This is a genomic window from Pseudomonas sp. FW507-12TSA, assembly GCF_058781435.1.
In genome coordinates this window covers 26,435-42,213 of sequence record NZ_JBYSWT010000046.1, presented here as the reverse complement: position 1 = coordinate 42,213, position 15,779 = coordinate 26,435, and the positions used below count along the sequence as shown (strand labels likewise).

2 protein-coding genes are annotated in these 15,779 nt (G+C 64.5%); both read right to left on the bottom strand.

From position 1 onward, the window contains the following. Positions 1 to 7,942: amino acid adenylation domain-containing protein (locus AC3WK8_RS30210; RefSeq protein ID WP_492574096.1), on the bottom strand; the 7,942-nt coding region annotated here is incomplete at its 3' end. A gap of 10 nt (positions 7,943 to 7,952) precedes the next feature. Beyond that, positions 7,953 to 15,776 (bottom strand): amino acid adenylation domain-containing protein, encoded by a 7,824-nt coding sequence (locus AC3WK8_RS30205; protein WP_492574094.1) that lies wholly within the window; start codon positions 15,774 to 15,776, stop codon positions 7,953 to 7,955. Positions 15,777 to 15,779: the final 3 nt, after the last annotated feature.

Below are 15,779 nucleotides of genomic sequence, written 5' to 3'. Positions count from 1 at the left end.
GGTTGGCGCTGCGCTCCAGCTCGCCGTAGGTCAGCTGTTGCTCACCGAAGATCACCGCCACCGCCTCGGGAGTTTCCCGGGCACGGTCGGCCACCAGCTCGTGCACCAGGCGCGTGGCCGGGAAGCCAGAATCGGTCCGATCCCAGAGCTGGATGATCTGCCGCTGCTCCGCCTCGTCCAGCAGGTTCAGCTGGCCGATGGCTTGTTGCTGGTCGGCGACCATCGCCTGCAGCAGGTTCTGCCAGTGGCGGGCCATACGCTCGATGGTCGAGGCCTCGAACAGGTCGGTGGCGTAGCCAAACGATGCCCAGATGTCATCGGCCGCCTCATTGATGTCGAGGTCCAGGTCGAAGTGCGCGGTCTGGCTGTCCCATTCCAGTGCTTCCAAGCGCAGCCCGGACGCCTGGCGCCTGGCACTGGCCAGGCGCGCCTGGGCCTGGTGGTTGAACATCACCTGGAACAGCGGGTTGAGGCTCAAGCTGCGCTCCGGCTGCAGCGCCTCCACCAGTTGCTCGAACGGCAGGTCCTGGTGGGCCTGGGCTTCCAGGGCCCGTTGCTTGACCTGCGCCAGCAACTGGTCGACGGTCATCTGCCCGTCGATATCGGCCTTGAGTACCTGGGTGTTGACGAAGAAACCGATCAGGCGCTCGACTTCCACCCGGTTGCGGTTGGCGATCGGCACCCCGACGCGGATGTCCTGCTGGCCGCTGTAGCGGTGCAGCAAGGTCTGGAACGAGGCCAGCAACAGCATGAACATCGTTACGCCTTCGCGCTGGGCCAAGGCTCGCAAGCCGCCAACCAAACGAGTATCCAGCGCCAGCTCCAGCCGCGCGCCACGATGGCTCTGTACCGCCGGACGCTGATGATCGGTGGGCAGTTCCAGCACGGGTTGTTCACCACCCAGCAGCCCACGCCAGTAGTCCAACTGGCGAGCCTTTTCCCCGGCCCCCATCCATTCGCGCTGCCAGGCGGCATAGTCGGCGTACTGGATCGGCAAGGCCGGCAGTTGCAGCTCTTCATTCAGGCTGTAGGCCGAATACAGCTGCACCAACTCATCGACCATCACCTGCATCGACCAACCATCGGAGACGATGTGGTGCTGGACCATGACCAGCACGTGGTCATCCTCGGCCAGGCGCAGCAACTGGACTCGCAACAAGGGCCCCTGTTGCAGATCGAAGGGACGCGCGATCAGGGCCTGAACCCGGGACTTGAGATTGTCTTCATCGGTATCGGCGCAAGCGATCTCGACCGAGGCCTGGGCACCAATGACCTGGACAGCTCGCTCACCGTCCTGGTGCAGATGGGTGCGCAGGCTCTCATGGCGCGCCACCAGGGTGTCGAAACTGCGCTGCAAGGCGGCACGATCCAGCAGGCCCTTCAAGCGCAGCGCGCTGGGCACATGGTAGGCCGAGCTTTCAGGCTCCAGCTGCCAGAGGAACCACTGGCGCTCCTGGGCATAGGACAGTGCCAACGGACGATCCCGATCGACCACGACCATCGCCGGAGCGGTGGACGCCAGCCCGGCGCTCGGCAAGGCGCCCACGAAGGCGTCCAAGCGTGGCTGTTCGAACAACGTCCTGAGAGGCACCTCAAGCCCGAGAACCTGGCGCAAGCGCGAGACCACCTGCATGGCCAGCAAGGAATGCCCGCCCAGTTCGAAGAAGTGATCGGTCAAGCCAACGCGCTCGACATCCAGGATCTGCGCCCAGATCGCCGCGACCTGCCGCTCGGTCTCACTCTGCGGAGCCACCCAGGCCTTATGTGCCTGGCTCATATCCGGGCGTGGCAATGCCGCACGATCCAGCTTGCCGTTGGGGTTCAACGGCATCCGCTCGAGGAATACCAAGTGCGCCGGCACCATGTAGTCCGGCAACTGCTCGCGCAATGCAACCTTGAGTTCATCGCCCGACACCTGTTGCGCGGCGGGCGACTCATGGACCTCGCTCGCCACCAGGTAAGCGACCAACTGGCCATCTGCAGCCAATACCACCGTTTCACGTACAGAGTCCTGGGCCAGCAAAAGCGCCTCGATCTCTCCCAGCTCGATGCGGAAGCCACGGATCTTCACCTGGTGGTCGATCCGCCCGGCATATTCGATCACCCCATCGGCGCGATAACGCGCCAGGTCGCCCGTACGGTACAAGCGCTCGCCAACCTCACCGAAGGGATCGGGAACGAAGCGCTCTGCCGTCAACAGTGGCCGTTGCAGGTAGGCCCGTGCCAACCCCCTGGCACTGCCGATGTACAGCTCGCCCACCACCCCCAGTGGGGCCAGGTTCAGGTCGCGGTCCAGGACATACAGGGCCCGGCCGGGAAGCGAACGACCAATGGGGCTGGCGGTGGCGCCAGTGATTTCATCGAGAGAAGAGCAATCGAGCACACTGGAAACCACAGTGGCCTCGGTCGGGCCATAGGTATTCAACAACCGCACATGCCCTGCGCCACTGCGAAGCCATTGGGCCGGGCCATCCAGCGGCATCGCCTCGCCACCGATGTGGATCTGCCGCAGGTTGCCGTAGGAACGCGCACCGGCCGCCTGGCAATCGAGCAGGAACAGGTTCCAGTAGGCTGTCGGCAGGTCCGCCAGGGTAATGCCCTGGGCCATGATTTCCTGGTACAGCCGGGCGCTGTCCCACAGCTCGGGACCACGCAGCACCACGCTCGCTCCCCGGGTCAAGGCTGGATACAGCTGCTCGACGAAACCATCGAAGTTCAATGTCGCGAACTGCAATACTCGATCGTCGCAGGCCAAGCGTGAATAGTCCGCGGCGATCTGCGCGAACTGGCTCAGGGCAGCATGGTTGATGGCCACGCCCTTGGGCTTGCCGGTCGATCCCGAGGTATAGATCACATAGGCCAGGCTGAGGGGATCGACCACCACTTGCGGATCGTTCACCGGACACTGCTGCAGACGCTGCCGGGCAAGGTCCAGGTCCAACACCGCCAGCTCCAGTGGCAACGGCAAGCGCTGGCGTAGGTGGGACTGGGTCAGGACCAGGCGCAGCTGGCTATCCTCGAGCATGTGCACCAGGCGCTCGCGTGGGTACTCCGGATCCAGAGGGACATAGGCACCGCCTGCCTTGAGCACCGCCAACAGGCTCACCACCATGGAGAAGGAACGCTCTACCGCCACGCCGACCAGCACTTCCGGGCCAACACCCTGCTCGATCAGGTAATGCGCCAGGCGGTTGGCCTCCTGGTTCAACTCGGCGTAGCTCATCGACTGTCCGTCGAGCATCAGGGCCAAGGCTGCGGGACGCAGCCCGGCCTGGACCTCGAACAGCCCATGGACACTGTTCGTGGCCGGCAAGGCGCCATCAGCGGCATTCCACTGCTCGAGCATGCGCTGCCGATCAGCGCCACCGACCAACTCCAACTCGCCGACCAGGCTCGCCGGCGCACTGGCCAAGGCTTGCAACATGGCTTGCCAGTCCCGGGCCAGGCGCTGCACGGTCGCGGTATCGAACAAGTCCGTGGCATAGGTCAGGGAAGCCCAGATGCCTTCGGCGGACTCAGAGGTATCCAGGCTCAGATCGAAGTGGGCCGTGTGGCTGTCCCACTCCAGGCCCTCCACTCGCAGCCCGGGCAACTGCTGCGGTCCAGCGGCGCCCGAAGCCTCGCTCTGATGGTTGTACATCACCTGGAACAGCGGGTTATGGCTCAGGCTGCGCTCCGGCTGCAGCGCTTCCACCAGTTGCTCGAACGGCAGGTCCTGGTGGGCCTGGGCCTCCAGGGCGCTGCGCTTGACCTGCTGCAATAGCTCGACGAAGGACATCCGGCCATCGATATCGGCCTTGAGCACCTGGGTGTTGACGAAGAAGCCGATCAAGCCCTCGGTCTCGACTCGGTTGCGGTTGGCGATCGGCACCCCGATGCGGATATCGGCCTGGCCACTGTAGCGATACAACAAGGCCTGGAACGAGGCCAACAACACCATGAACAGCGTCACGCCTTCACGTTGGGCCACGCCCTTGAGCTGCACGACCAAAGGCGCATCCAGCGCCAGGTCCAGGCGCGCGCCACGATGGCTTTGCGTAGCCGGCCGCGGATGATCCAGAGGCAGTTCCAGCACCGGCTGCACCTGGCCCAATTGGCCACGCCAGTACTCAAGTTGCCGCTGCTTCTCCCCGGCCTCCATCCAGTTGCGTTGCCAGGCCGCGTAATCGGCGTACTGGATCGGCAGCTCCGGCAGCTGCAACTCCTGCCCCTGGCTGTAGGCGGCATACAGCCGAACCAGCTCATCTACCATCACCTGCATCGACCAGGCATCGGCAACGATATGGTGCAGCACCAGCACCAGGACATGCTCATCTTCGGCCAGGCGCAACAGCTTGACCCGCAGCAGCGGGCCTTCGCGCAGGTCGAACGGTCGGGCGATCTCGGCCTCGATCCGCTCCTGCAACCGAGCGGCGTCGACCGCTGGCAAGACCTCGTACTCCACAGGTTGGGCGCTATTTTCCCCGACCACCTGGACGGCATGCAGGCCATCGATGGCGAATCGGGTGCGCAGGGTTTCATGACGTGCCGCCAGAGCATCGAAAGCTCGCTGCAAGGCGGTACGATCCAGCTGTCCCGTCAGGCGCAGCGCACCGGGAATATGGTAGGCAGCGCTTTGTGGCTCCAACTGCCAGAGGAACCACTGGCGTTCCTGGGCATAGGACAAGGCCGGAGGCTGATCGCGATCGATCCTGGCGATAGTCGCCATCTGCGCCCCGCCCTGCCCCAACGCCTGGACAAAGTCGCCCAGTACCGGTTGTTCGAACAGCGCCTTGAGGGCCACCTCGATACCCAGTGCCTGGCGCACCCGCGAGACCACGCGGGTGGCCAGCAGCGAATGGCCGCCCAACTCAAAGAAGTGGTCTTCGAGCCCGACCTGCTGCGCCCCGAGCACATCGGCCCAGATCGCCGCGACTTGCTGCTCTCTTTCGCTGACCGGTGCCACATGGCGTTTTTGCAGCAGGCTCGCATCGGGTTTGGGCAGGGCCTTGCGGTCCAGCTTGCCATTGGGGGTCAGTGGCATGCGCTCGAGGAAGATCAGGTAGGCCGGTACCATGTAGTCCGGCAAGGCCTCACGCATGGCCGCCTTGAACTGTTCGCGCAATGTCGCCTGGTCGGCTTCGGCAGTGACCTGGTGAGTCACCAGGTACGCAATCAGCCGATCATTGTCAGCCAGCACCGCTGCTTCGCGCACAGCGGGCTGCTCACGCAAGCACGCCTCGATCTCGCCCAGCTCGATACGGAAACCGCGCACCTTGACCTGGTGGTCGACCCGGCCGATGTACTCCACGATCCCCTCGGCGCGATAACGCGACAAGTCACCTGTGCGATAGACGCGCTCGCCGCTGGTGGAAAACGGATGGGGAACGAAGCGCTCGGCGGTCATCGCTGGGCGTTCGTGGTAGCCCCGAGCCAGGCCGACGCCACCGATCAACAGCTCGCCAGCCGCGCCCTGCGGGCAAGGAGTCAATCCACCGTCGAGGATGAACAGCGAGGTGTTGGCGATCGGCCGGCCAACGAAGGGCTGCGCCTCGACCAGCCGGTGGGCCGCCGACCAGATAGTGGTCTCGGTAGGCCCATACAGGTTCCAGACCGCGCCTTGCAGTTCGAGCATGCGCTTGGCCAGGTCGGCCGGCAGCGCCTCACCGCCACACAGGCACTTGATACCCCGCAGCATTGCGCTGGCACGCGGACTGTCCAGCAACATGCGCCAGGTCGATGGAGTCGCCTGCAAGACGCTGGCGCTGCGGGTTTGCAATAGATCGAGAATGGCCTCCGGGTCCAGGGCCAACTCCTTGTCCCCCAGGATCACGGTAGCGCCCGTAGTCAGCGGTACATAGAGCTCAAGGGCAAAAATATCGAAGGAGAAGGTGGTCAGCGACAACACCCGCGCATCGGCGCCAATCTCCAGGGTCGTGGCCATGCCACTGGTGAAACTGCTCAGCGCCTGGTGCCGCACCATCACACCCTTGGGCTTGCCGGTGGAACCGGAGGTGTAGATCACATAGGCCAGGTGCTCGGGTGAAAGGCTTACCTGTGGATTGTCCACCGGGCAGGTGGCATCGGCCTCGGCCTCCTCCACCAGCAATATCTGCAGTTGCGCTGGCTGAGGCAGACGCTGGCGCAGGTGCTGCTGGGTCAGCAACACCCGGGCCTTGCTGTCCTCGAGCATGTAGGCCAGACGATCGGCCGGGTATTGCGGGTCCAGCGGCACATAGGCGCCACCGGCCTTGAGCGTCGCCAACAGGCTGATGACCATTTGCGCGGAGCGCTCCACGCTCACCGCCACCAGCACATCCGGGCCGACGCCCATGGTGATCAGGCGATGGGCCACGCGGTTGGCGCGCTGGTTGAGCTCGGCATAGGTCAGGGACTGGTCGTCGAACTGCAGGGCCAGCGCCCCGGGACGTGCCAGGGCCAGGGCTTCGAAAAGCTGGTGCACCCCTTGCTCACGCGGATAGTCGAATTCGGTGGCATTCCATCCATGCACGATCCGCTGCCATTGCGCGTCGTCTAGCATGGGCAACTCATCGACGCGCAAAGAGGCGTTGGCCGCGACCGACTGCAGGAGGTTCTGCCAGTGTTGCAACAGGCGTTGCGCGGTTTCGCTGTGGAACAGGTCGCTGGCGTAGGTCAAGGACGCCAGCAGACCCTCGGCGGACTCCTGGGTATCCAGGTTGAGGTCGAATTGCGCGGTCTGGCTTTCCCACTCCAGGCTCTGCACCTGCAGCCCGGACACCGGACCGGCACCCTTGCCCCCACGGGCATCGGTCTGGTGGTTGAACATCACCTGGAACAACGGGTTGTGGCTCAGGCTACGTTCCGGCTGCAGGGCCTCCACCAACTGTTCGAACGGCAAGTCCTGGTGGGCCTGGGCCTCTATCGCGCGCTGCTTGACTTGTTGCAGCAACTGGACGAAGGACATCTGGCCATCGATATCGGCCTTGAGCACTTGGGTATTGACGAAGAAGCCGATCAGGCGCTCGGTTTCCACCCGGTTGCGGTTGGCGGTCGGTACGCCGACACGGATATCGGACTGGCCACTGTAGCGATACAGCAAGGTCTGGAACGAAGCCAGCAGCAACATGAACAGCGTCACGCCTTCGCGCTGGGCGACGGCCTTGAGCCTGGCGAACAACTCGCCCTCCAGCGTCATGTCCACTCGAGCGCCACGATGGCTCTGGATAGCGGGACGCGGATAGTCCAGGGGCAGTTCCAGAACCGGTTGCGTGCCACCCAACCGATCCAGCCAATACCCCAGCTGGCGCTCCTTCTCGCCAGCCTCCATCCAACTGCGCTGCCACAGCGCGTAGTCGGCGTACTGGATCGGCAACTCCGGCAGTTGCAGCTCGCGCCCCTGGGTGCAGGCGGCATACAGCTGCACCAGCTCGTCGACCATCACCTGCATCGACCAGCCATCGGAGACGATATGGTGCTGGACCAGCACCAGGACATGCTCATCCTCGGCCAGGCGCAGCAGGCTCACGCGCAGCAATGGCCCCTGCTGCAGGTCGAAGGGACGCGCGATCTGTGCTTCCACCAGGCCCTGCAACCGCGCTTCGTCGGCATCGACCACCAGGATCTCGATGGGCATTTGCGGCCGGATGACCTGCAAGGTGTTGTCGCCATCCTGCTGCAGGCAAGTACGCAGGCTTTCATGGCGCGCCACCAGGGTATCGAAGCTGCGCTGCAATGCTGCCAGATCCAGCGGTCCAGTCAGGCGCAGCGCCCGAGGCACATGATATGCCGTACTCTCGGGCTCCAATTGCCAGAGAAACCACTGCCGCTCCTGGGCATAAGAGAGTCGTAGCGGTTCATCCTGCTGGCGCTTGAAAAGCGGGGCGATCTCGAACAGGTTGATGCCTTGCTGTTTGAGCAGTACCGCCAACGCTTTCTTTTCTTGCGCAGAAAGAGAACCCACCGACTCGATTAATGCTTGCACGCCACGCCCCTCAGGAAGTCAATTTATCCAAATCTTCTGCTGATAGACGTTTGAGGGCCTCCAGGGATTTAGCCAATGCATCCTGCACCGGCGAAATATTTGTCTGCTGCGCTGCGACATGGGCACAGAACTCGACCAGGGTCGGTGTGGTGAAGATCGACTTGACGTCGATCTCGCTGTGCAGCTGCTCGCGCAATCGCACCACCACTTGCGTGGCCAGCAACGAGTGTCCGCCCAACTCGAAGAAGTTGTCCTTCAAGCCGACGCGCTCCACTTCCAGTACCTGCGCCCAGATCTGCGCAACCTGCTGCTCCAGCGCGCTCTGCGGTGCCACGTACTCCCGTGCCTGCAAGCTGGCATCGGGCTTGGGCAGGACCTTGCGGTCCAGCTTGCCGTTGGGGCTCAGCGGCATCTGCTCCAACACCACCCACTGCGCCGGCACCATGTAGTCCGGCAGGTGCGCGGCCAGGTGGGCACTCAGTACTTCGCGCCAGTCTTCGCCCGCGCCTTCCAGCACCAGGTAACCCACCAGGTGCTGGTTATCCACCGCCAGTACCGCGGCCTCGCGCACACGCTCGTGCTCCAGCAGTCGCGCTTCGATCTCGCCCAACTCGATGCGCAGGCCTCGCAGCTTGACCTGGTGGTCGATACGCCCGGCGTATTCGATCACCCCGTCTTCGCGATAACGCGCCAGGTCGCCGGTACGATAAAGGCGCTCGCCGGCCACGAACGGATGGGCCACGAAGCGTTCGGCGCTCAAGGCCGGACGACGATGGTAACCACGGGCCAGGCCCACGCCACCCAGGTACAGCTCGCCCAGCACACCCACCGGCACCGGTTCGAAGTTGCTGTCCAGGATGTAGCAGCCCAGGTTGGCGATCGGCCGGCCGATCGGCACACCGTCGCGGCCTTCATCGACACAGGTCCAGTGGGTCACATCGATTGCCGCTTCGGTCGGGCCATACAGGTTGTACAACCCGGCCTTTGGCAACTTGGCGAACACTTGCTGCTGGGCATCCACCGGCAATGCTTCGCCGCTGCAAACGATGCGTTGCAGGCTGGTGCACGAACCCACATCACGATCCTGCAGGAAGGCCTGCAGCATCGACGGTACGAAGTGCAGGGTCGTGACCTGCTCGCTGTTGATCAGGCTGACCAAGCGGGCTGGATCACGATGATCCCCCGGCGCCGCCACCACCAGCCGCGCGCCGGTCATCAGCGGCCAGAAGAACTCCCATACCGAGACATCGAAGCTGAACGGGGTCTTTTGCAAGACCGTGTCGCCAGCACCCAGGGCATAAGCCTCCTGCATCCAGCACAGGCGGTTGAGCAGCGCCGAATGCCGGTTGCCGGCGCCCTTGGGCTGGCCGGTGGAGCCGGAGGTGTAGATCACGTAAGCCAGGTTCTCACCGCCCAGGGCGATCTGCGGATTTTCTTCGCTGTAACCCGCCAGGCTGGCTTCGAGCTGATCCAGGGCCAGACATTCCACCTCACCGCCAAGTGGCAGCTGCTCCAGCAAATGCGCCTGGGTCAGCAGCAGTTTCACGCCGCTGTCTTCGAGCATGTAGGCCAGACGTTCGCGTGGGTATTCCGGGTCCAGCGGCACATAGGCGCCACCGGCCTTGAGTACCGCCAGCAGGCCCACCACCATTTCGATCGAGCGCTCCACCGCCAGCCCCACCAGCACATCCGGCCCGACCCCGGCCTGGATCAGGCGATGGGCCAGGCGGTTGGCCCGGCGGTTGAGTTCGGCATAGCTCAGGCGCTGCTGACCAAAGACCAGGGCCGGGGCTTCGGGAGCCAGGGCCACCTGTTCCTCGATCAACTGGTGCACCTGGCGTTGCAGCGGGTAGTCGCGCTCGGTGGCGTTCCATTGCTCCAGCACCTGGCGCCGCTCGGCAAGGTCGAGCATCGGCAGCTCACCCAGGCTCCGGGTACTGTCGGCCAGCATACCCAGCAGCAGGTTGGTCAGGTGCCGACCATAGGACTCCACGCTTTGCGCGGTGAAACTGGCCCGGGCGAAGCTGAATTGCAATGACAGTGTCTCGCCAAGGTCCACCAGCAGGGTCAAGGGATAGCTGGTCTGCTCGTGCGCCTGAGGCACACCAAAGCCGATACCGCTGCCGCCCTGCTCCAGCGCCTTGGATACCGGGTAGTTCTCGAACACCAGGATATTGTCGAACAGTGCTTCGCCACCCTGGCTGGCCCAGCGCTGGATGTCGTACAACGCGGTGTGTTCATGTTCGCGCAGGGCCAGGTTGCGCTCCTGCACATCCTGCAGCCACTGCGCCACCGAACGCTGGGCATCGACGGCGCAAATCACTGGCAAGGTATTGATGAACAAACCGATTTGCTGCTCGATCCCGGCCAATTCAGCCGGGCGACCGGCCACGGTGGCGCCGAAGGTCACCACCGACTGCCCGCTATGGCGTTGCAGCAGGATCAGCCAGGCTGCCTGGATCAAGGTGTTGAGGGTGACTTTCTGGCTGCGGGCGAAAGCTTCCAGGCGTCCGGTCAGCTCGGCATCCAGGGCCCAGCGGTACTCGCCATGGCCCTGTGCAGCCAAGGGCAGGTTGCTGCCCAAGCGCGTCGGTGCCGGCAACTGGCTCAACTGCTCGCGCCAGAAGGCCTCGGTCGCCTTGGCATCCCGTTGTTGCAACCAGCCGATGTAGTCGCGATAGCGGCCACTGGCCTCCGGCACCGCTACGCCGGCATAGCGTTGCAATACTTCACCAAACAACCGCGAATTGCTCCAACCGTCCATGAGGATGTGATGGTTGGTGTAGATCAGCTCATGGCGCTGCTCACCCGTACGCACCAGCAGCACTCGCACCAGGGGCGCCCGGGCCAGGTCGAAACCCTGGCGACGCTGGGCTTGCTGCAGGTTCTGCAGCTCTTGTTCGAGCTCGGGCATGGCGCGCCAATCGAGTTCTTCGATCGGCAGGCTGGCCTGGCGATAGACCACCTGGCACGGCCATTCCAGCTGGCCTTGCCAGAAGTAGCCGCTGCGCAGCACTTCCTGGGCCTGCACCGTGGCCTGCCAGGCCTGTCGGAAACGGCTCACATCCAGGTTGTCGACCGTGACCCGGATCTGGTTGATGTAGTCGCCCGCCGTCTGCTCGTACAGGGTATGGAACAACATGCCCTGCTGCATTGGCGACAGGGCATAGATGTCCTCGATGTCGCTAGCCACCAGGGGCAGGGACTCGAGCTGGGGCTGGGTCAGCCTGGCCAGGGGGAAGTCCGAAGCGGTGACGCCAACGTTACCCGGAGTGCAGCAGTGCTCCACCAGGGCCGCCAGTTCGCGGGCATAGTCCTGGCTCAACTGTTCGATCACCGCTTCATCGAACATCAGCGGGCTGAAGGTCCAGCTCATATGCAACTCGCCGCCATATACCTGGCCGTTGAGGGTCAGCCAGTTACCCAGCGCGGCCTCGGGGCTCTGCTCGGCGCCGGTGCTTTCCGCCGCCGGGGTGAACAGGCCGTCTGGCTGGTCGAAGCTGCCATCGACCTGCCCCAGGTAGTTGAAGGTGATGCGCGGCACCGGCAACAGGCTGAAGGCCTGGCGGGTCTGCTCGTCCCCGAGGTAGCGCAAGGCACCAAAACCCAGGCCCTTGTTCGGCACAGCGCGCAGCTGCTCCTTGACCTGCTTGATCGAGCCCGCCAGGTCGGCGGCCGGGGTCAGGCGCACCGGGAACAGGCTGGTGAACCAGCCCAGGGTGCGCGTCAGGTCCAGGTCCTCGAACAGCTCCTCGCGGCCGTGGCCCTCGAGCTGGACCAGGCTGGAGGCATGACCGGTCCAGCGGCAGATCACCCGGGCCAGGGCCGTCAGCAGCAGGTCGTTGATCTGTGTCCGATAGGCCGTGGGCGCCTGCTGCAGCAGTTGCCGGGTACGCTGCGCATCGAGCTGGCTGACCAGGGTCCGGGCCAGGCGTCCCGGACGAGCGCCCCGGGGATCGCGGCACGGCAATTCGGCACTCACGCCCTGCAACTGTTGCTGCCAGTAGTCTTGTTCCTGGTGCATCGCGGCGCTGCGGGCATGGGCTTGCAGGCGCTCGGCCCAGGTCTTGAACGCCGACGTCTTGGCCGGCAACCGCTGCTGGCGACCCTCGACCGACTGCTGATAAAGGTTCTGCAAATCTTCGAGGAAGATCCGCCAGGAAACGCCATCCACCACCAGGTGGTGCATGACCAGCAACAGTCGCTGGCTGCCATCGGGCAACTCAGCCAGCACCGCCCGCAACAACCGGCCCTGTTGCAGATCGAGGCTGCGCTGGGCGCGTTCGCACAGCTCTTGCAGCTCATCGGCAGTCTCCAGGCGGGCCTGCCAGAGCAAGGTCGTTGCCACAGCATCATGCCGGGCCTTCCAGCCGTCAGGCTGCGGGTTGAAGCTCAGGCGCAGCACATCGTGATGCACCACCAGCGCCTGGAGTGCCGCTTCCAACAGGTCCGCGCGCACCGGTTGGCGCGGCGTCAACAGCAAGGACTGGTTCCAGTGATGCCGATCCGGCAGGTCCATGGCGAAAAACAGCTGCTGGAAAGGCAGCAATGGTGTCTCGCCCTGCACCGGCCCCTGGTCGATCACCTGCACGGCCTGCAACTGGGCCACCCGCGCCAGGCTGCGCACGGTCTGGTGCTGGAACAACGCCTTGGGGGTGAAGTGGATCCCGGCCGCCCGGGCCCGGCTGACCACCTGGATCGAGATGATCGAATCGCCGCCACGCTCGAAGAAGTTATCGTTCAGGCCCACCTGCTCGATACCCAGCACCTCGGCCCAGATCGCGGCGATCTGCTGCTCCAAAAGACTTTGTGGAGCCTCATAGGCTTGGGCGGACTGCGCCTTGTCCGGCTTGGGCAAAGCCTTGCGATCCAGCTTGCCGTTGGGGCTCAGCGGCATCTGCTCCAGCACCACCCACTGCGCCGGCACCATGTAGTCCGGCAGGTGCGCGGCCAGGTGGACACTCAGCACTTCGCGCCAGTCTTCGCCCGCGCCGTCCAGCACCAGGTAACCCACCAGGTGCTGGTTATCCACCGCCAGTACCGCGGCCTCACGTACCCGCTCGTGCTCCAGCAGTCGCGCTTCGATCTCGCCCAACTCGATGCGCAGGCCTCGCAGCTTGACCTGGTGGTCGATACGCCCGGCGTATTCGATCACCCCGTCTTCGCGATAACGCGCCAGGTCACCGGTACGATAAAGGCGCTCGCCGGCCACGAACGGATGGGCCACGAAGCGTTCGGCGCTCAAGGCCGGACGACGATGGTAACCACGGGCCAGGCCCACGCCACCCAGGTACAGCTCGCCCAGCACACCCACCGGCACCGGTTCGAAGTTGCTGTCCAGGATGTAGCAGCCCAGGTTGGCGATCGGCCGGCCGATCGGCACGCCATCGCGGCCTTCATCGACACAGGTCCAGTGGGTCACGTCGATCGCGGCCTCGGTCGGGCCATACAGGTTGTACAACCCGGCCTTTGGCAACTTGGCGAACACTTGCTGCTGGGCATCCACCGGCAATGCTTCGCCGCTGCAAACGATGCGTTGCAGGCTGGTGCACGAACCCACATCACGATCCTGCAGGAAGGCCTGCAGCATCGACGGCACGAAGTGCAGGGTCGTGACCTGCTCGCTATTGATCAGGCTGACCAACCGGGCCGGGTCGCGATGATCCCCCGGCGCCGCCACCACCAGCCGCGCGCCCGTCATCAGCGGCCAGAAGAACTCCCACACCGAAACGTCGAAGCTGAACGGGGTCTTCTGCAGGACCGTGTCGCCAGCCCCCAGGCCATAGGCCTCCTGCATCCAGCACAGCCGGTTGAGCAGCGCCGAATGCCGGTTGCCGGCGCCCTTGGGCTGGCCGGTGGAGCCGGAGGTGTAGATCACGTAGGCGAGGTTCTCACCGTCCAGGGCGATCTGCGGATTTTCTTCGCTGTAGTGCTCCAGCCACGCTTCCCCCTGCTCCAGCGCCAGGCTGGACAGCCCCTGGGGAATCGGCAGCTGCTCCAGCAGATGCGCGTGGGTCAGCAGCAGTTTCACGCCACTGTCTTCGAGCATGTAGGCCAGACGTTCGCGCGGGTATTCCGGGTCCAACGGCACATAGGCACCACCGGCCTTGAGTACCGCCAGCAGGCCCACCACCATTTCGATCGAGCGCTCCACCGCCAGCCCCACCAGCACATCCGGGCCGACCCCGGCCTGGATCAGGCGATGGGCCAAGCGGTTGGCCCGGCGGTTGAGTTCGGCATAGCTCAGGCGCTGCTGACCAAAGACCAGGGCCGGGGCTTCGGGAGCCAGGGCTACCTGTTCCTCGATCAACTGGTGCACCTGGCATTGCAGCGGGTAGTCGCGCTCGGTGGCGTTCCACTGATGAACGATGCGCTGGCGCTCTTCAGCCTCCAGCAGGGCCAGGTCCTGTATCGGCAAAGTCGGATCGGCCACGGCCGAGCGCAGCAGGTTCTGCCAGTGGCGCGCCAGGCGCTCGATGCTCGCGTGGGTGAACAGGTCGGTGGCGTAGGTCAGGGAGGCCCAGATACCCTCGGCGGTTTCCTGGGTGTCCAGGCTCAGGTCGAACTGGGCGCTCTGGTTATCCCACTCCAGGCTGGCCACTCGCAGGCCGGGCAACTGCGTCTCGCCGGCGTCGGCCTGGGCATTGGCCTGGTGGTTGAACATCACCTGGAACAACGGGTTGTGGCTCAGGCTGCGCTCCGGTTGCAGCGCCTCGACCAACTGCTCGAACGGCAGGTCCTGGTGGGCCTGGGCTTCCAGCGCGCGGCGCTTGGCCTGCTGCAGAAGCTGCGCAAACGTCAGCTGCCCGTCGATATCGGCCTTGAGCACCTGGGTATTGACGAAGAAACCGATCAGGCGCTCGACTTCCACTCGGTTGCGGTTGGCGATCGGCACCCCGACGCGGATGTCCTGCTGGCCGCTGTGGCGATGCAACAAGGCCTGGAACGAGGCCAGCAGGACCATGAACAGGGTCACGCCCTCACGCTGGGCCAACCCCTTGAGTGCCGCTACCAGCCCTTGTTCCAGGGCCACATCCAGGCGTGCGCCACGGTAGCTCTGTTGTGCCGGGCGTGGATGATCGAACGGCAACTCCAGCACCGGCTGGACACCGCCGAGCAGCGCCAGCCAGTACTCCAGCTGCCGCGCCTTCTCCCCTGACTCCATCCAGCTGCGTTGCCACAGGGCGTAATCGGCATACTGGATCGCCAGGGCCGGCAACGCGCACTCCTGCCCCTGGCTGTAGGCGGCGTACAACTGCATCAGTTCCTGGACCATGACCTGCATCGACCAGCCATCGGACACGATGTGGTGCTGCACCAGCACCAGCACGTGCTCTTCTTCACCCAGGTGCAGCAGACTGGCCCGCAGCAATGGGCCTTGCAGCAGGTCGAAAGGCCGGGCCATTTCCTCCTCGACCCGTTCCTTGAGGCGGGCTTCGTCGATCGGCTCCAGGACGATCTCGATCGAAGCCTGGGCCAGCACCTGCTGGGTCATGCGATCGTCTTGCAGGTGCAGGCGGGTGCGCAGGCTTTCGTGACGCGCGACCAGGCTATCGAAGCTGCGCTGCAAGGCCGCGATGTCCAGGCGTCCGCTCAGGCGCAATGCACCGGGCACATGATAGGCGGCACTGTCGGGCTCCAACTGCCAGAGAAACCACTGGCGCTCCTGGGCATAGGACAGCGGCAGGTTGTCGTTGCTTTCGCGAACGGAGGCGATGGGCAGTTGGGCGAAGCTCATGCCACGGCTTTGCAGGCGCTGGTAGAACTGCTTGCGCTGCTCCAGAGGCAGTCGAAGAAAGCGCGATACCAGATCGATGTTTGGGTTGGAAAGCATGGT

Coding starts and splice junctions, on each gene's coding strand:
- AC3WK8_RS30205 (WP_492574094.1), bottom strand. CDS start 15,776: ATGCTTTCCAACCCAAACATCGATCTGGTATCGCGCTTTCTTCGACTG.